The 17567-nt window shown below is 71.0% G+C and carries 16 protein-coding genes; 7 read left to right on the top strand and 9 right to left on the bottom strand.

The features are described 5' to 3' along the window. Nucleotides 1-8: 8 nt before the first annotated feature. From secG to pgi, 3 genes are all read left to right on the top strand, one after another. Nucleotides 9-245: a preprotein translocase subunit SecG gene (secG, locus tag OHA37_RS29785; RefSeq protein WP_266909659.1), complete on the top strand. Its 237-nt coding sequence runs from the start codon at nt 9-11 to the stop codon at nt 243-245. A 177-nt stretch (nt 246-422) separates the two neighbouring features. After that, on the top strand, nt 423-758 hold the full coding sequence (locus OHA37_RS29790; RefSeq protein ID WP_007263454.1) for an RNA polymerase-binding protein RbpA: 336 nt from the start codon (nt 423-425) through the stop codon (nt 756-758). 157 nt (nt 759-915) lie between these two features. Beyond that, nucleotides 916-2568 (top strand): glucose-6-phosphate isomerase, encoded by a 1653-nt coding sequence (gene pgi, locus OHA37_RS29795; protein ID WP_266909662.1) that lies wholly within the window; start codon nt 916-918, stop codon nt 2566-2568. A 94-nt stretch (nt 2569-2662) separates the two neighbouring features. Here the strand turns inward: pgi and pgl are convergent, their stop codons facing one another. From pgl to tkt, 5 genes are all read right to left on the bottom strand, one after another. Then, a complete protein-coding gene (gene pgl / locus OHA37_RS29800; protein ID WP_266909664.1) occupies nt 2663-3445 on the bottom strand; it encodes a 6-phosphogluconolactonase in 783 nt (260 codons plus the stop codon). A 248-nt stretch (nt 3446-3693) separates the two neighbouring features. Further along, nucleotides 3694-4755 (bottom strand): glucose-6-phosphate dehydrogenase assembly protein OpcA, encoded by a 1062-nt coding sequence (opcA, locus tag OHA37_RS29805; RefSeq protein ID WP_266909666.1) that lies wholly within the window; start codon nt 4753-4755, stop codon nt 3694-3696. Further along, the gene (zwf, locus tag OHA37_RS29810) at nt 4752-6278 is read right to left on the bottom strand and encodes a glucose-6-phosphate dehydrogenase (protein WP_266909668.1); all 1527 of its coding nucleotides are present in this window, start codon (nt 6276-6278) and stop codon (nt 4752-4754) included. Before zwf ends, opcA begins: the two co-directional genes overlap by 4 nt. A gap of 5 nt (nt 6279-6283) precedes the next feature. After that, entirely contained in the window at nt 6284-7402 is a 1119-nt protein-coding gene (gene tal / locus OHA37_RS29815) for a transaldolase (RefSeq protein WP_266909670.1), read from the bottom strand. Nucleotides 7403-7437: 35 nt separating this feature from the next. Continuing rightward, complete coding sequence (gene tkt, locus OHA37_RS29820) at nt 7438-9525, bottom strand: transketolase (RefSeq protein WP_266909672.1); 2088 nt, start codon at nt 9523-9525, stop codon at nt 7438-7440. A 270-nt stretch (nt 9526-9795) separates the two neighbouring features. Here tkt and OHA37_RS29825 point away from each other — a divergent pair, with 270 nt between their 5' ends. The 3 genes from OHA37_RS29825 (at nt 9796) to OHA37_RS29835 (ending at nt 12406) form a co-directional block, all read left to right on the top strand. Continuing rightward, nucleotides 9796-10743, top strand: a complete 948-nt coding sequence (locus OHA37_RS29825) for a heme o synthase (RefSeq protein WP_250742345.1) — start codon at nt 9796-9798, stop codon at nt 10741-10743. A 53-nt stretch (nt 10744-10796) separates the two neighbouring features. Further along, nucleotides 10797-11147, top strand: coding sequence for a hypothetical protein (locus OHA37_RS29830; protein WP_266909674.1), 351 nt, complete (start codon nt 10797-10799; stop codon nt 11145-11147). Between the two features lie 140 nt (nt 11148-11287). Next, nucleotides 11288-12406, top strand: a complete 1119-nt coding sequence (locus OHA37_RS29835; protein ID WP_266909676.1) for an amidohydrolase family protein — start codon at nt 11288-11290, stop codon at nt 12404-12406. A 78-nt stretch (nt 12407-12484) separates the two neighbouring features. Here OHA37_RS29835 and OHA37_RS29840 read toward each other — a convergent pair whose 3' ends face one another. The 4 genes from OHA37_RS29840 to OHA37_RS29855 all read right to left on the bottom strand — a co-directional run bounded on the left by OHA37_RS29840 (nt 12485) and on the right by OHA37_RS29855 (nt 16531). Next, on the bottom strand, nt 12485-13453 hold the full coding sequence (locus OHA37_RS29840) for a COX15/CtaA family protein (RefSeq protein WP_443046338.1): 969 nt from the start codon (nt 13451-13453) through the stop codon (nt 12485-12487). A gap of 25 nt (nt 13454-13478) precedes the next feature. Beyond that, nucleotides 13479-14615 (bottom strand): hypothetical protein, encoded by a 1137-nt coding sequence (locus OHA37_RS29845; RefSeq protein WP_266909680.1) that lies wholly within the window; start codon nt 14613-14615, stop codon nt 13479-13481. A 225-nt stretch (nt 14616-14840) separates the two neighbouring features. Beyond that, nucleotides 14841-15608: an ABC transporter permease gene (locus OHA37_RS29850; protein WP_266909682.1), complete on the bottom strand. Its 768-nt coding sequence runs from the start codon at nt 15606-15608 to the stop codon at nt 14841-14843. Continuing rightward, nucleotides 15605-16531: an ABC transporter ATP-binding protein gene (locus OHA37_RS29855; RefSeq protein ID WP_266909684.1), complete on the bottom strand. Its 927-nt coding sequence runs from the start codon at nt 16529-16531 to the stop codon at nt 15605-15607. Before OHA37_RS29855 ends, OHA37_RS29850 begins: the two co-directional genes overlap by 4 nt. A gap of 130 nt (nt 16532-16661) precedes the next feature. Here OHA37_RS29855 and OHA37_RS29860 point away from each other — a divergent pair, with 130 nt between their 5' ends. Next, nucleotides 16662-17456 carry a formate/nitrite transporter family protein gene (locus tag OHA37_RS29860; protein ID WP_328694467.1) on the top strand — a complete coding sequence of 265 codons (795 nt, stop codon included), beginning with the start codon at nt 16662-16664 and terminating at the stop codon, nt 17454-17456. Nucleotides 17457-17567: the final 111 nt, after the last annotated feature.

A 17567-nucleotide genomic window follows, 5' to 3' on the forward strand; every position in this document is an offset into this window, starting at 1 on the left:
AATCAGCCGTGATTTTGGGGTTCGAGATCGCCTTGGTCGTCTTCAGCGCCCTGCTGATGCTGCTCGTGCTGATGCACAAGGGCAAGGGCGGCGGTCTTTCCGACATGTTCGGCGGCGGTATGCAGTCGTCGGTCGGCGGCTCCTCGGTCGCGGAGCGCAACCTCGACCGCATCACCGTGGTGATCGGTCTGCTCTGGTTCGCGTGCATCGTCGCGCTCGGTCTGCTCATGAAGACCGGCAGCTGAACCGTTCTGGCCATTCCGGCCGTCCGGTCGGCTCTCCCCGGCCTATCATGAGGTCCGGCGTTCTTGTCTGGAATGGGTAACTCCACTCCTGGACTTGCGCCCGCCTTACGTAGACTTGGGCGCCCGCGACGGAATCCACTCACGTTTCGCGGCACCATCACGCAGGGAGTTACGACCGTGGCAAGTGGCAACGCGATCCGTGGTAGTCGGGTCGGAGCGGGGCCGATGGGTGAGGCCGAGCGCGGCGAGTCCGCGCCCCGCCTGCGCATCTCCTTCTGGTGCTCGAACGGGCACGAGACGCAGCCGAGCTTCGCCAGCGACGCGCAGGTGCCGGACACCTGGGACTGCCCGCGCTGCGGGTTCCCGGCCGGCCAGGACCGGGACAACCCGCCCGCACCCCCGCGCACCGAGCCGTACAAGACGCACCTGGCCTACGTACGCGAGCGGCGCACGGACGCCGACGGCGAGGCGATCCTCGCCGAGGCGCTCGCCAAACTGCGCGGCGAGATCTGACGCGTCCCCACCGAACAACCGAAGTGGCATCCGGCCCGGCCCGCAGGAGTCTTCCCTCCTGCGGGCCGGGCCGCTTTGTGTCGGTTGTGCCGCTTCCCATCCCTTAGGTTGGAACCGGCGGGGCACGACAGGACAGGAAGTGGGTTTGATGTCCGAGATGAACGCAGACAGCCGTACGAGGCTCAACCGGACGCCCGAGTGGGCCGCACTCGGCAAGCACCGGGACGAGCTGGGGCAGACGCATCTGCGGGAGCTGTTCGCGACGGATCCGGGCCGGGGCACCGGCTACACCCTGCGGGTCGCAGACCTGCACATCGACTACTCGAAGCACCTCGTGACCGACGAGACGCTGACTCTGCTGCGCCAACTGGCCGCGGCGACCGGCGTGGCCGAGCTGCGCGAGGCCATGTTCCGCGGCGAGAAGATCAACACGACCGAGGACCGGGCGGTCCTGCACACCGCGCTGCGCGCCCCGGCCGACGCGGTCGTCGAGGTGGACGGGGAGAACGTCGTGCCCGGCGTCCACGCGGTCCTCGACAAGATGGCGGCCTTCGCCGGCCGCGTCCGGTCGGGGGAGTGGACCGGCTCCACCGGCAAGCGCATCAAGAACGTCGTCAACATCGGCATCGGCGGCTCCGACTTGGGGCCGGCGATGGCGTACGAGGCGCTGCGCGCCTTCTCCGACCGGGGCCTGAACCTGCGCTTCGTGTCGAACGTGGACGGCGCCGACCTGCACGAGGCCGTACGGGACCTGGACCCGCACGAGACGCTCTTCATCATCGCGTCGAAGACCTTCACGACGATCGAGACCATCACCAACGCCACTTCGGCGCGGGAATGGCTGCTCGCGGGCGTCGGCGGCGACGAGGCGGCCGTGGCACGGCACTTCGTGGCGCTGTCCACCAACGAGGAGAAGGTCTCCGCGTTCGGCATCGACACGGCCAACATGTTCGAGTTCTGGGACTGGGTCGGCGGGCGCTACTCCTTCGACTCCGCGATCGGGCTGTCCCTGATGATCGCGATCGGCCCGGAGGCGTTCCGGGAACTGCTCGGCGGATTCCACACCATGGACGAGCACTTCCGCACGGCGCCGGCCGAGGAGAACGCCCCGCTGCTGCTGGGCCTGCTGGGGATCTGGTACGGGGCGTTCTTCGACGCGCAGTCGCACGCCGTGCTCCCGTACAGCCACTACCTCTCCCGGTTCACCGCGTACTTGCAGCAGCTGGACATGGAGTCCAACGGCAAGTCGGTGGACCGCGAGGGCAACCCGGTGGACTGGCAGACCGGGCCGGTGGTGTGGGGCACGCCCGGCACCAACGGCCAGCACGCCTACTACCAGTTGATCCACCAGGGCACCCGGGTGATCCCGGCGGACTTCATCGGCTTCGCGCGGCCGGTGGGCGAACTGCTCCCGGCGCTGGCGGCCCAGCACGACCTGCTGATGGCGAACTTCTTCGCGCAGACGCAGGCGCTGGCCTTCGGCAAGACGGCGGACGAGGTCCGGGCGGAGGGCGTCGCCGAACCGCTGGTCCCGCACAAGACCTTCGCGGGCAACCACCCGACGACCACGATCCTGGCGACCGAGCTGACCCCGGCCGTACTGGGCCAGTTGATCGCGCTCTACGAGCACAAGGTGTTCGTCCAGGGCGCGGTGTGGAACATCGACTCCTTCGACCAGTGGGGCGTGGAGCTCGGGAAGGTACTGGCCAAGCGGATCGAGCCGGCGCTCACCGAAGGCACGGAGGTGCCGGGCCTGGACGCGTCCACGCGCGCGCTGGTGGCCGCGTACCGCTCGCTGCGGGGCCGCTGACGGTAGACGGAACGCAGACAGGGCCCGCTCTCCTCGCGGAGGGCGGGCCCTGTCGGGTTGTACGGGGTCTGCGGGTTCCGCAGGTTCTACGGGGTCAGGCCGAGGCCGGGGGGTACATGGCCGGCGGGAGCTTCGCCGCCGCCGCGCGGTCGAGGAGCCACAGGGTGCGGGAGCGGCCGTACGCGGCGGCCGCCGGGGCCTGGACCTCGCCCGCCCCGCCCAGCGCGATCGCCACCGCTCCGGCCTTGTCCTCGCCGGCCGCCAGCAGCCAGACCTCGCGGGCCGCCCGGATCGCCGGGAGGGTGAGCGAGATCCGGGTCGGCGGGGGCTTGGGCGCGCCGTGGACGCCGACCACCGTGCGCTCGCTCTCGCGGGACGCGGGGTGTTCGGGGAAGAGGGAGGCCACGTGGGTGTCCGGGCCCACGCCCAGCATCAGGACGTCGAAGCGGGGGACCGGACCATGGTCCTCGGGGCCGGAGGCCTTGAGGAGCTCCGCCGCGTAGGAGGCGGCCGCCGCGTCCACGTCGACCCCGTACGGGCCGTCGGAGGCGGGCATGGCGTGAACCCGCGCGGGGTCCACCGGGACGGCGTCCAGCAGGGCCTCACGGGCCTGGACGTGGTTGCGCTCGGGGTCGGCGGCCGGCACGTAGCGCTCGTCGCCCCACCACAGGTCGATCCGGGACCAGTCGATGGCGTCCCGGGCCGGGGCCGCGGCCAGCGCGGCGAGCAGGCCGTTGCCGTTGCGGCCACCGGTGAGGACCACGGACGCGGTGCCGCGGGCCGCCTGTGCGTCCACGATCTTCGTGATCAGCCGGGCGGCCGCGGCCTGGGCCATCAGCTCCTTGTCCCGGTGGACGACGACCTGGGGAGTCGTCATACCCATGTGCTGCCGCCTTGTCGGTAGTTCTGCGTTCGGGTGCGGGTCCGGATGCCGCTGCGCGGAGCCTTCCCCCCACCCCGCCCCTTCCCGAAACCGGGGGCTCCGCCCCCGGACCCCCGCGCCTCAAACGCCGGCGAGGCTGGGTTCATTCAGCCCGTCCGGCGTTTGAGGACCGGGGTCCGGGGCGGAGCCCCGGGGAACGGTGGAAGGGCGGGTAGGGGACGGCCCCGCGCAGCGGCCCGTGCCTACTGCTTGGCCGCGGCCTTCTTGGCCGGCTTCGCCGGAGCGGGCTTCGCCGCCGGAGCATCCGCCTTGGCCGGGGCCGCCTTGGCCGGAGCCTCCGCCTTCGCGGGAGCCGGCTTCGCGGGCGCCGGTTCGGCCGTGGGGGCCAGGCGGGCCACGCCGAACTTCAGCGAGGCCTCGTAGGTGTTGTCCGGGTCCAGGCGGCGGAGTTCCTCCGCCAGGAGCTCGGCCGTGTCGCGGCGCTTCAGCGCCACCGCGCGGTCGGGCTGCCCCGGCATGCACAGCGTGGCCAGCGCCCCGTCCGCCCGGTCCAGGACGATCTCGCCGTCCTTGGTCTCCAGACGCACCGCGGTGAGCCCGGGGCCCGCCGAGGAGGTGCGCTTGACGGGGACCCCCAGCCGGTCCGCGAGCCACATCGCCAGCAGCTCGCAGCTCGGGTTGTCGTCCTCGCCCTCGACCGTGGCCGAGGACACCGAGTGGGTCTGCTGGTCGAGCGCCGCCGCCAGCATGGAGCGCCACGGGGTGATCCGGGTCCAGGACAGGTCCGTGTCCCCGGGCGCGTACGCCCCGGCCCGGCTGCCGAGCGCCTCGATCGGATCCTCGGTGGAGTACGTGTCCGTGATCCGGCGCTGGCCGAGTGCCCCCAGGGGGTCGCCCGCCAGGTCCTGCGGAGCGCCCTCCGGCCACCAGACGACGACGGGCGCGTCCGGGAGGAGCAGCGGGAGAACCACCGACTGGGCGTGGTCGACCAGTTCGCCGTGCAGGCGGAGCACGACCGTCTCGCCGGTGCCGGAGTCCGTCCCCACGCGGACTTCCGCGTCGAGACGGGCATCGCGGCGGCTGCGCGGCGAGCGGCTGACCCGCTTGATGACGACGACGATCCGCGAGGGGTGTTCGCGGGACGCGTCGTTCGCCGACTTGAGCGCGTCGTACGCGTTCTCCTCGTCGGTCACGATCACCAGCGTGAGCACCATCCCGATGGCAGGCGTGCCGATGTCCCGGCGCGCCTGCACCAACGAGGCGTTGATCTTGCTGGAGTTGGTCTCCGTGAGATCGATCTTCATGGCCGGCGCCAGCTCCGTCCGTCTCGTGCGAGCATCTCGTCCGCCTCGACCGGTCCCCAGGTGCCCGACGGGTACTGCGCGGGCTTGCCGTGCGTGTCCCAGTACTGCTCGATCGGGTCGAGGATGTTCCAGGACAGCTCGACCTCCTGGTGGCGCGGGAACAGGTTCGCGTCACCCAGCAGCACGTCGAGGATCAGCCGCTCGTAGGCCTCGGGACTCGACTCCGTGAAGGACTCGCCGTAGGCGAAGTCCATCGTCACGTCCCGGACCTCCATGGAGGTGCCCGGAACCTTGGAACCGAAGCGCACCGTCACGCCCTCGTCCGGCTGGACCCGGATGACCAGGGCGTTCTGCCCCAGCTCCTCGGTCGCGCCCGATTCGAACGGCAGGTACGGGGCCCGCTTGAAGACGACCGCGATCTCGGTCACCCGGCGGCCCAGGCGCTTGCCCGTCCGCAGGTAGAACGGGACGCCCGCCCAGCGGCGGTTGTTGATCTCCAGGCGGATGGCCGCGTAGGTGTCGGTCTTCGACTTGGGGTCGATGCCGTCCTCTTCGAGGTACCCGACGACCTTCTCGCCGCCCTGCCACGCAGCCGAGTACTGGCCGCGCACGGTGTGCTTGCCCAGGTCCTCGGGCAGCTCCACGGCGGTCAGCACCTTGAGCTTCTCGGCCACCAGCGCCTTGGGGTGGAAGGAGCCGGGCTCCTCCATCGCGGTGAGCGCCAGCAGCTGGAGCAGGTGGTTCTGGATGACGTCGCGGGCCGCGCCGATGCCGTCGTAGTAGCCGGCCCGGCCGCCGATGCCGATGTCCTCGGCCATGGTGATCTGCACGTGGTCCACGTACGACCGGTTCCAGATCGGCTCGAACATCGTGTTGGCGAAGCGGAGCGCCAGGATGTTCTGGACGGTCTCCTTGCCCAGGTAGTGGTCGATCCGGAAGACCTCGTTGGGCGGGAAGACGTCGTGCACGAGCTGGTTGAGCTCCTGTGCACTGGTCAGGTCGTGCCCGAACGGCTTCTCGATGACCGCGCGCCGCCAGGAGCCTTCCTTCTGCGCCAGCCCGTGCTTCTTGAGCTGGGCGACGACCTTGGGGAAGAACTTCGGCGGGACGGACAGGTAGAAGGCGAAGTTGCCGCCGGTGCCCTGCGCCTTGTCCAGCTCCTCGATCGTCGACTTCAGCGTCTCGAACGCCTGGTCGTCGTCGAAGTCGCCCTGGACGAAACGGCAGCCCTGGACGAGCTGCTGCCAGACCTCTTCACGGAAGGGGGTGCGCGCGTGCTGCTTGACCGCGTCGTGAACCTCCTGCGCGAAGTCCTCGTCCTGCCACTCACGTCGGGCGAAGCCGATCAGTGAGAAGCCCGGCGGGAGCAGGCCGCGGTTGGCGAGGTCGTAGACGGCAGGCATCAGCTTCTTGCGCGACAGGTCACCCGTAACGCCGAAAATGACCAGGCCGGACGGCCCCGCGATGCGCGGGAGCCGCCGGTCCTGTGCGTCACGAAGCGGGTTCGCTCCGTTTACAGACAAAGTGTTCAGGCCTCCGTGGGGGCGAGGCGCTCAAGCTCCGCCTCGGTCGACTTCAGCAGGTCGTTCCAGGACACCGCGAACTTCTCGACGCCCTCTTCTTCGAGCAGCTGCACCACATCGTCGTACGAAATGCCCAGCTTCGCGACCGCTGCGAGCTCGGCGCGGGACTGCTCGTACGTGCCGCTGATGGTGTCGCCCTCGACCACGCCGTGGTCGGCGGTGGCCTCGAGGGTGCCCTCGGGCATGGTGTTCACGGTGCCGGGGGCGACCAGGTCCACCACGTACAGGGTGTCCTTGTACGCCGGGTCCTTGACGCCGGTCGAGGCCCAGAGCGGACGCTGCTTGTTGGCGTGCGCCTTGTCCAGGGCGGCCCAGCGCTCGGAGGAGAACACCTCTTCGTAGGCCTCGTAGGCCAGACGGGCGTTCGCGAGCGCCGCCTTGCCCTTGAGGGCCTTGGCCTCGTCGGTGCCCAGCGCGTCCAGGCGCTTGTCGATCTCGGAGTCCACGCGGGACACGAAGAACGAGGCGACCGAGTGGATCTTGGAGAGGTCCAGGCCCGCGGCCTTCGCCTTCTCCAGGCCCGCCAGGTAGGCGTCCATGACCTCGCGGTAGCGCTCCAGCGAGAAGATCAGCGTGACGTTGACGCTGATGCCCTTGCCGATGACCTCGGTGATCGCCGGCAGGCCGGCCTTGGTCGCCGGGATCTTGATGAGCGTGTTCGGACGGTCCACCAGCCACGCGAGCTGCTTGGCCTCGGCGATGGTCGCCGTGGTGTTGTGGGCCAGGCGCGGGTCGACCTCGATCGACACGCGGCCGTCCTGGCCCTCGGTCGAGTCGTAGACCGGGCGCAGGATGTCGGCGGCGTCGCGGACGTCCGCCGTGGTGATCATGCGGATCGCCTCTTCGACGGTGACCTTGCGGGCGGCCAGGTCGGCGAGCTGCTGCCCGTACCCCTCGCCGCCGCTGATCGCCTTCTGGAAGATCGCCGGGTTGGTGGTGACACCGACCACGTGCTGCTGGTCGATGAGCTCGGCCAGGTTGCCGGACGTGATGCGCTTGCGGGACAGGTCGTCCAGCCAGATCGCCACGCCCTCGTCGGAAAGGCGCTTCAGTGCGTCTGTCATGGGAATTGCATCTCCTACTGGTCTGGGTACGGGAGTCAGCGCGCGGCGGCGGCGAGCGACTCGCGTGCGGCGGCGGTCACGGCTTCGGCGGTCAGGCCGAACTCGCGGTACAGCACGGCGCCGTCGGCCGAGGCACCGAAGTGCTCCAGCGAGACGATCCGGCCGGCGTCGCCGACGTAGCGGTGCCAGGTCAGGCCGATGCCGGCCTCGACCGCGACACGCGCCTTGACCGAAGGCGGCAGGACGCTGTCCTTGTACTCCTGGGACTGCTCCTCGAACCACTCGACGGACGGCATCGAGACGACCCGGGCCGGGACGCCCTCCGCCTGCAGCGCCTCGCGGGCGGCGACGGCGAGCTGGACCTCGGAGCCGGTGCCGATGAGCACGACCTGCGCGGGGCCGCCCTCAGCCTCGAAGAGCACGTACCCGCCCTTGGCGGCGTCCTCGTTGCGCTCGTAGGTCGGCACGCCCTGGCGGGTCAGCGCCAGACCGTGCGGGGCGCCCTTGCCGAAGACCTTGGTGTGGCGCTTGAGGATCTCGCGCCAGGCGACGGCGGTCTCGTTCGCGTCGGCCGGGCGGACCACGTTCAGGCCCGGGATGGCGCGCAGCGCGGCGACGTGCTCGACCGGCTGGTGGGTCGGGCCGTCCTCGCCGAGGCCGATGGAGTCGTGCGTCCACACGTAGGTGACCGGCACATGCATCAGGGCGGAGAGGCGCACGGCGTTGCGCATGTAGTCGGAGAACACCAGGAAGGTGCCGCCGTAGATGCGGGTGTGGCCGTGCAGGGCGATGCCGTTCATGGCCGCGGCCATGGCGTGCTCGCGGATGCCGAAGTGGATGGTGCGGCCGTACGGGTCGGCCTCCGGCAGCGGGTTGCCCACCGGCAGGAACGAGGAGTTCTTGTCGATGGTGGTGTTGTTGGAGCCGGCGAGGTCGGCCGAGCCGCCCCACAGCTCCGGGATGACCGCGCCGAGCGCTTCGAGGACCTTGCCCGAGGCGGCGCGGGTGGCGACGCCCTTGCCGGCCTCGAAGACGGGGAGCTTGTCCTCCCAGCCCGCGGGCAGCTCGTTCGCGTTGATGCGGTCGAACTCGGCCGCGCGCTCGGTGTTGGCGGTGCGCCAGGCGGAGAACTCCTTCTCCCAGGCGGCGCGGGCCTCGCGGCCCCGGTCGCCGAGGGAGCGGGTGTGCGCGATGACTTCGTCGGAGACCTCGAAGGTCTGCTCCGGGTCGAAGCCGAGCACGCGCTTGGTGGCGGCGACCTCGTCGTTGCCGAGGGCCGAGCCGTGCGAGGCCTCGGTGCCCTGGGCGTGCGGGGCCGGCCAGGCGATGATCGAGCGGGCCGCGATGAAGGAGGGGCGCTCCGTCTCGGCCTTGGCGGCCTGCAGCGCGGTGAACAGCGCCTTCGGGTCGAGGTCGCCGTTCTCCTGCTGCGCGACGCGCTGGACGTGCCAGCCGTACGCCTCGTAACGCTTCAGGGTGTCCTCGGAGACGGCCGTCTCCGTGTCGCCCTCGATGGAGATGTGGTTGTCGTCCCACAGCAGCACCAGGTTGCCGAGCTTCTGGTGGCCGGCCAGCGCGGACGCCTCGTGGGAGATGCCCTCCTGGAGGCAGCCGTCGCCCGCGATCGCGTAGATCATGTGGTCGAACGGGGAGGTGCCCGTGGGAGCCTCGGGGTCGAACAGGCCGCGCTCGTAGCGGGCGGCCATGGCCATGCCCACCGCGTTGGCGATGCCCTGGCCCAGCGGGCCGGTGGTGGTCTCGACGCCCGCGGTGTGGCCGTACTCCGGGTGGCCCGGGGTCTTCGAACCCCAGGTGCGGAAGGCCTTCAGGTCGTCCAGCTCGAGCCCGAACCCACCCAGGTACAGCTGGGTGTAGAGGGTCAGCGAGGAATGACCGGCGGAGAGCACGAAACGGTCGCGGCCGACCCACTCCGGGTCCGCCGGGTCGTGCCGCATCACCTTCTGGAAGAGGGTGTACGCGGCGGGGGCCAGGCTCATCGCCGTGCCGGGGTGGCCGTTACCGACCTTCTGGACCGCATCGGCGGCCAGGATCCGGGCGGTGTCGACAGCACGCTGGTCCAGTTCGGTCCAGTCGAGCTCTGTGGTCGTCGGCTTGGTGCTCACCGTGGGTCAGGGCTCCTCTCCACATGTCTGGTTCCCGGTGACGAACGGTGCACCGGCGCGATTCCGAGCCTACCCCCGCCACAGCGTGCAGCTATTCGAGTACCCGCGGTCCGCACGTGACGTCGCAGCGCCGATCGGACCAACACGGGGCGACCCCCGCGCGGGACGAGCCAATGGCTACGTCTAGAGTGGCGTGGTACGCGCAAGCCTTTACGGGACCTACATGTTTAAAAGGGTTCACGTCGGAGCTTGCTGGATTCTCTGTCAGGGGTGTGCGTGACGGCCGTCGAATCCCGTCCAGCGGGGGTGCTCGGGACGAGCCCCAACCACCGGCCGTTCGGGGCCCGGGCCATGGCTTTCGTGGCGCTGACCAAGCCGCGGATCATCGAGCTTCTGCTCATCACGACCGTGCCGGTGATGTTCCTCGCCGAGCAGGGCGTGCCCTCGCTGTGGCTGGTCCTCGCCACCTGCTTCGGTGGTTATCTGTCCGCGGGCGGCGCCAACGCGCTGAACATGTACATCGACCGCGACATCGACGCGCTGATGGACCGGACCTCGGGACGCCCGTTGGTGACCGGCATGGTCAGCCCGCGCGAGTGCCTGGTCTTCGGCATCACCCTCGGGATCGCGTCCACCCTGTTCTTCGGGCTGCTGATCAACTGGCTCTCGGCCGCGCTCGCGCTCGGCGCGCTCCTCTTCTATGTCGTCGTCTACACGATGCTGTTGAAGCGGCGCACCTCGCAGAACATCGTCTGGGGCGGCATCGCGGGCTGCATGCCGGTGCTCATCGGCTGGTCGGCCGTGAAGAACGAGGTCTCCTGGGCCGCGGTCATCCTCTTCCTCGTCATCTTCTTCTGGACGCCGCCGCACTACTGGCCGCTGTCGATGAAGGTGAAGGACGACTACGCGCGGGTCGGCGTGCCGATGCTGCCGGTCGTGGCGGGCAACAAGGCCGTGGCCAAGCAGATCGTCCTCTACAGCTGGGTGATGGTGGCGGTCTCGCTGCTGCTGACCCCGCTGGGGTACACCGGCTGGTTCTACACCTCGGTCGCCCTGGTGGCCGGCGGCTGGTGGCTGTGGGAGGCGCACGGGCTGAACGCGCGCGCCAAGTCGGGCGTGACGGGCGCGAAGCTCAAGGAGATGCGGCTGTTCCACTGGTCGATCACCTACGTGTCGCTGCTCTTCGTCGCCGTCGCCGTGGATCCCTTCCTCCGCTGATCCTTCGCCGATGAACCTTCCTCCGTTCATTACCGGCCGGTAGCATGCCTTTCATGGCAGACACCGAGGAGACCGCCGCCACGGCGGACAAGAAGCAGGACCGTAAGGCCGCGAAGCTGGCCAAGCAGATCGGCGCGTTCGCCAAGCAGCACGGCGGCGCCGAGGGCCACCTCGCGCACATCGGCCAGGCGGGCACCCGGATCGTCCTCGTCGGCACCGACGGCGGCTGGGGCGACCTGGTGGCCCCTGCGTACGACACCGCGCGGCTCGCGGCAGAGAAGGCCGGGCTGACCCTCCACGAGGAGTTCGACGGCGAGTTCGCCGCGCGGGTGCGGACGGGACCGTACGAGTGGTCGCGGATGGCCGGAATGCAGCTCGGCGGAACCGCGAATCCGGCGGCCTGACCCGGTCGATCTTGGCTTGATCATTGGCCCGATCGTTTCGGGTCACCCGCTCGGTCAACAGCGCGAGCAACACCTCACACCCCGCTCACCCGTTAGGACGTGTGGAAGCCCCTTCCTCACGTCCGCAACGGGATGCCCGGATGATCGAAACGCCGCCCCTGGTGGACCAGTACTGCCAGGGAGTGCTCCGCACGGAGCTCGGCCTCGCCACCTTCGAGGCCCAGCTCCTCCCCTCGGCCGGCCCGCCCGCCGCCGGCACCACCTTCTTCGACACCCAGACCGGCTTCGCGGTGCGCCGCTGGTGCCCGCCGCTGCTCGGGCTCGAACCGCACTGCGCCCCCGCCCGCTACCTCGCCCGGCGGCGCGAGCTGGGCGCCGCCGAGTCCGCCCGCCGGCTGCTGCGCGGCTGTGGGGTCGGAGCCCGGCTCGTCGACACCGGGGTGCCCGGGGACCTCACCGGGTCCAAGGAACTGGCCCTGGCCGGCGAGGCCGAGGCCTTCGAGCTGGTGCGGCCGGAGCTGCTGGCAGAGCAGGCGGCGGACACCTCGGGGACCGTGGCCGCCTTCCTGGCCGACCTTGCGGGGGCGGTCCACCACGCCGCCGCCGGGGCCGTGGCCTTCACCTGCGGGGCGGACGCGGGGAGCGTCGCCGACCGGTCCTGGGTGGCGGCCCTCGAAGCCGCGCCCGAGCCGCCAGGTCCGGGCGAGGTGCGGGGCGCGGCCGGGCGCTGGCTGGCCGCGCGGGCCGGGGGAGGGGCCGTACGGGATCCCGTACTCCTGCGGCACCTGGCGTGGAGCGCGGTGTCCGCCGGCCTCCCGATCCAGCTGCACACGGGCGGGGAGCAGGGGGAGCCGGAGCGGCTGACCGGGTTCCTGCGGGCCACCGAGGGACTCGGGGCGCGGCTGGTGCTCCTCGGTGGGTACCCCCACCACCGGCAGACCGCGCGGCTGGCCGCGGCCTTCCCGCACGTCCACGCCGACCTCGGCGCGGCGCTGGGGTCCACGGGGGCGCGGGCGGCCGCCGTACTGGCGGAGTGCCTGGAGACCGCGCCGTTCGGGAAGCTGATGTTCTCCGGCGGCGGACGCCAACTGCCCGAACTGCATGCGGTGGGCGCGCTGGTCTTCCGGGAGGCGCTCGGCCGGGTGCTCGGCGGCTGGGTCGCAGACGGCTCCTGGTCCTGGCGGGACGCGGAGCGGGTGGCGGCGATGGTCGCGGCGGGCAATGCCCGCCGCGTCTACCGGCTGGACGAACGGGGCTGACGAACGGGGCTGACGAACGGGCTGACGAGCGGTCGGCCCCCGGTGGGCCAGTGGGTCAGACCGCGGTGGGTCGGCGGATCAGACCGCTGCGAGCCGGGCGTCGTCCCGGTCCGGGGTCCCGGTCTGCTCGGACGGGCGCTCGCGCAGGCTCAGCGCCACCCGGAGCACCGAGATCCACACCAGGCAGGAGCCGAGCATGTGGGCCGCCACGAGGGCCTCGGGCACCTCGGTGAAGTACTGGACGTAACCGATGGCGCCCTGGGAGAGCAGCACGATCAGCAGGTCGCGGGCGCGCGCCCGGGTGTCCACGGGGGCGTCGACCACGCGCAGCACCAGCCACATCGCGACGGCGAGCGCGCACACCACCCAGGCGGAGACCGCGTGGACGTGGGCGGTGGCCGACCAGTCGAAGGGCATCCGCTTGATCTCGCTGCTGTCCCCGGCGTGCGGGCCGGAACCGGTGACCACCGTGCCCGCCGCGATCAGCACGACGGTGGCCGCGAGCAGCGCCCACGAGAGCTTGCGGACCGGAGCGGGCACGCGCGGCCGGGCCGGGCCGTCACCCTCGCGGGTGCGCTGCCAGGTGATCGTCGTCACGGTGATCAGCGAGGTGGCGAGCATGAAGTGCCCGGCCACGCTGTAGGGGTTGAGGCCCGTCAGGACGGTGATGCCGCCGAGGACCGCGTTGCCCATCACGATGGCGAACTGGAGCCAGCCGAGCCGGGTCAGCGAGCGGCGCCACGGCTTGGCGCAGCGGGCGGCGGTGATCGCCCAGCCAACGGCCGCGCAGAGCACGTACGTCAGCATGCGGTTGCCGAACTCGATGGCGCCGTGGAAGCCCTGCTCCTGGGTCACGATCAGGCTGTCGCCGGTGCACTTGGGCCACGTGTCGCAGCCGAGACCGGATCCGGTCAGCCGTACCGCGCCGCCGGTGACGACGATGACGACGCTCATGAGCACCGCTGCGAACGCGGCCCGCTGGACGGTCCGGGGTGACGGCGTCCAACGGCGGGCGAGATATGAGAGGGGGGTCAACACGGCGCTTATCGTACGCGGACACTTGTGCAAAGTTTCACGAGGGGGTGGCGGTCGCCCCGTCAGGGCCGATGGCCAGCCGGAACCGGGCCCCGGCGGGATCGCCTTCCGCATGCCACCACACGCGGATCCGCCAATGCGCGCCCTCGCCCGGGTAGTCGGCCGAGGCCGCGAAGCCCCGTACCAATTCGACACCTACATCCTCGGCCGTCCTATTTCTCACTTCCGCCCCGCTGCGCCAGGGATGTGGCTGTACGTTCCACAGTCCGTCGGATCCGCGGACCTCGATGCGCCACACCGCGACCCAGGGGGTCACCTCCAGCATCGTGTGGACCTGGTCGGCCTCCAGGCCCAGCCGGACGGCGATCTCCGCCTCGGGGACTCCCTGGACGCGGGCGGCGACCACGGCCTGGGGCAGCAGCCGTTCGGGCAGCAGCCCGCGCGTGCGCAGGCCGGCCAGGGAGGCGAAGGACAGGAAGCGCAGCCGCAGTTCGAGCTGGCGGCCGATGTGGTCCAGGGCCTCCTCCGCCTCCTGCGACTCCTCGGAGCCGGGATCGGAGAGCAGCAGCCGCCGGAAGGAGGCCTCCGCGTCGACCGCCCAGGCCACGGACTCCTCGGCCAGGCCCAGCTCCGCGAGCCGGTCGCCGAGGAACACCTTCGCCTGCGCGAGGCCCCGCTGATTGACCGGATCCTCCTGGTCCAGGGCCGCCCAGACCTCCACCGCGCCGCGCGTCAGGTCCCGGGCCCGCTCGCCGGCGGCCCGTTCCATGGCGCTCGGGCCGTTCTCGGAGCCGGGGCCCAGCGGATGCTTCGGCAGCCGCTCCCCGTCACTGAGGGGCCAGGACAGCCAGACCCCCTGGTTGATCAGGCCCCGGGCGTACCAGCGGGCGTACTCGGCCGCGTGGCCGGCCGCCTGCTGCGAGAACCGCAGCCCCTCCTCGATGGCGGCCAGGGCGCCGCCCCGGTCCCCGCCGGCGAAGCGGCGGGCCGCCAGGTCGCCCAGGCGCAGACCCAGCCGGGCCGCGCACTCGGCGTCGGCGCGGGCCGGCTCGCGCAGGGCTGCGATCAGCTCGGCCAGCAGGGCGTCGGCCTCAGCGGCTCCGGCGTGCGCCGCGCCCGAACGGATCCGCGCCCACTGTTCGTCCAGCCGCAGAACGGCCTCTCGCTGCGCCATGCCGCCCCCCGGCTCCATGCGTGAAGGTGCTCATCCTCCCAGGGAACGCCCCGCCGGGTGGGAGTGTTCCGATCAATCCCCGCCGCCGTTCGAGTGATGGTGCGGTGGCACTGCGTAACCGGGCGGGTCTCAACCCGGGTGGCGTTGATCGCGGAAGACTTACCCGTCCGCTGGACGGGCGAGCAGCGTGAGCCAGGAAGTTCCCTCGCCTGCGGGGGAGCGGGGTCAATCCCAGCGGAACCAGCGCGCAGCAGCGCCAAGTCCGAGTACGGCCCAGCAGGTAAGCACGGCCGCGTCGCCCCAGGGCAGCGCGGCCCCGTGCTGGAGCACCTCGCGCAGCCCGTCGGAGAGCGCGGAGATCGGGAGCAGGCCGAGGACGGACTGCACCGCTCCGGGGAACTTGTCCATCGGCACGATCACCCCGCCGCCGACCAGCAGCAGCAGGAAGACCAGGTTGGCGGCGGCCAGCGTGGCCTCCGCCCTGAGGGTGCCGGCCATCAGAAGGCCGAGCCCGGAGAAGGCGGCCGTGCCGAGCAGGATCAGCAGGGCGACGGACAGCGGGTTCCCGTGCGGGGACCAGCCCAGGGCGAAGGCGATCACCGTCAGCAGCGCGATCTGCAGCACCTCGGTGACCAGCACGGACAGCGTCTTGGCGGCCATCAGGGCCCAGCGCGGCAGCGGGGAGGCCCCGAGCCGCTTGAGGACCCCGTAGCGCCGGTCGAAGCCGGTGGCGATGGCCTGGCCGGTGAAGGCGGTGGACATCACGGCCAGCGCCAGGATGCCGGGGGCGAGGAAGTCCACGGACTTTCCCTCGCCGGTGTCGACGATGTCCACGGCTGAGAAGAGGGTCAGCAGCAGCGCCGGGATGATCACGGTCAGCAGCAGCTGCTCCCCGTTGCGCAGCAGCATCCGGGTCTCCAGCGCGGTCTGCGCCAGGATCATGCGGGACACGGGCGCGGCCCCCGGGCGGGGGGTGAACTTACCGGCGCTCATGCGCGCAGCTCCTTACCGGTCAGTTCCAGGAAGACGTCTTCGAGGGTGTGCCGCTCCACCGAGAGGCTGTCGGGCATCACCCCGTGCTGCGCGCACCAGGAGGCGACGGTGGCCAGCAGCTGGGGGTCGACGTCGCCGGTGACCCGGTAGACGCCGGGGAGGAGCTCGGCGGCCTGGGTGCCGTCGGGCAGGGCCTTGAGCAGGGAGCCGACGTCGAGCGCGGGGCGGCCGGTGAAGCGCAGGGTGTTCTCGGCGCCGCCGCGGCACAGCGCGTCGGGGGTGCCGTGGGCGATGACCTTGCCGGCGTCGACGATGGCGACCTCGTCCGCGAGCTGCTCGGCCTCGTCCATGTGGTGCGTGGTGAGGACGACCGAGACCCCGTCGGCGCGCAGTTCCCGTACGAGGTCCCAGGTCGCGCGGCGGGCCTGCGGGTCGAGGCCGGCGGTCGGCTCGTCCAGGAAGACCAGCTCGGGGCGGCCGACGACGGCCATGGCGAGGGCCAGGCGCTGCTGCTGGCCGCCGGAGAGGCGGCGGTAGGGGGTGCGGCCGCAGCCGCCGAGGCCGAGACGGTCCACCAGGGTGGGGACGTCCAGGGGGGCGGCGTAGAGCTTGGCCATGTGGCGCAGCATCTCGACGGCCCGGGCGCCGGAGTAGACGCCGCCGGACTGGAGCATCACGCCGATGCGCGGGCGCAGGGACTCGGCCTGCGCCACGGGGTCGAGGCCGAGGACGCGGACGGATCCGGCGTCGGGGCGGCGGTAGCCCTCGCAGGTTTCCACAGTGGTCGTTTTGCCCGCGCCGTTGGGACCAAGGACTGCGGTGACCGAGGCCCTCCGGACGGTGAGGTCCAGGCCGTCCACCGCGGTTTTGGGGCCGTACCGCTTCACCAGTCCGCGGATTTCCACGGCGGGGTCGTTGCTCATGGGGAGTGAGTCTACGGAGCCCCGGGAGGTGACCGGGGTGGGGCCGTAGGTCCCGCCCCCGAAGGGTCACGGACCTGCGCATTCGTGACTTTATCGTCCGTCCGGGGATGCGTCCGGACCCTAACGTCGAATGGTGAACAGCATCGCTCAGAACGTCGAAGCCACCTCGGGGCAGGCCGAGCGCAAGGCCCATGACCTCGGGCATCCGCCGCGCTACTTCGTGTCGGCCATGCTCGCGGGCGCCTACATCGCCATCGGCGAGGTGCTGCTCCTGGTCGCGATCTCGCCGTTCGTGGCCAAGGGCTCGCCGGCCGTGAAGCTGCTGGAGGGTGCGGTCTTCCCGATCGCCCTGACCATCGTGATGTTCGCCGGCGCCCAGCTCTTCACCAGCAATGTGATGGTCATGCTGGTCGGCGCCCTGTCCGGGCGGACCGGCCCGAGGGACCTGTTCCTGTCCTGGACGCTCTCCCTGGCGGGGAACCTGGCCGGAGCCTTCGCCTTCGGCGCCATGGTGCACGCCTCGGGCGTGGTCTCCTCGCCCTCGGCGCGGTCCATGCTCACCGAGATGGTGCACGGGAAGATGGCGCTGAGCGGCGGGCAGCTGTTCTGGCGCGCGGTGCTCTGCAACATGCTGGTCTGTCTGGCCATCTGGATGTTCACCCGGGCGCGCGGCGATGCCGCCAAGATTTTCGTCCTGTGGCTGCCGGTGGCTGTTTTTGTCGCCGTCGGATTCGAACACTGTGTAGCGAACATGGCTGTTTTCAGCCTCGCGATCCTGGATGGCTCAGCCGGCTTCGGTGATCTTTTCCGGAATCTGATGTTCACCGTGCCGGGGAACATCGTGGGCGGGGGATTGCTGGTGGGAGCCGTCTACTGGTTCACCGGCGGGGCCCTGCGCGAGGGCGGAGCGTCGACGTCCATATAACGCTCCGTGGATAAATAAGGTAACCCTTAGTGATGGAGGCCACCAGAGGTGGCCTCCATCACGGCTTGTCGGGGCGCGACTAATTACGCAACAATGGCGTTGTGAAATACG

It is taken from the genome of Streptomyces sp. NBC_00335 (genome assembly GCF_036127095.1).
GTDB lineage: Bacteria > Actinomycetota > Actinomycetes > Streptomycetales > Streptomycetaceae > Streptomyces.